The 264-nt window shown below is 72.7% G+C and carries 1 protein-coding gene; it reads right to left on the minus strand.

All coding sequences use genetic code 11. The annotated features are described in order from the left end of the window. Nucleotides 1-250, minus strand: a 250-nt coding sequence (locus RVY79_RS20055; protein ID WP_411161765.1) for a sensor histidine kinase, incomplete at its 3' end; no start/stop codon positions are given. Nucleotides 251-264: the final 14 nt, after the last annotated feature.

A 264-nucleotide genomic window follows, 5' to 3' on the forward strand; every position in this document is an offset into this window, starting at 1 on the left:
TGACCTGCACCGGGCCGCCGTCGGGCGAATACTTGTAGGCGTTGCTGAGCAGGTTGAGCACCACCTGACGCAGCCGCACCGGGTCGGCCTGCAGCGGTACGGGGTCGGCCAGCAGCTGCAGGCGCGGCGCGTCGCGGCCCTCAGGCGGGGCGTAGTCCTGCAGCACCTCGCGCAGCCAGGGCACGACGTCCAGCGGCACCCGGGCCAGCTCCAGGCCGCCGCGCACATCCAGGCTGGCCAGGTCCAGCATGTCCTGCGTCAACG

Source organism: Chromohalobacter sp. HP20-39 (genome assembly GCF_033052815.1).
Lineage (GTDB): Bacteria > Pseudomonadota > Gammaproteobacteria > Pseudomonadales > Halomonadaceae > Chromohalobacter.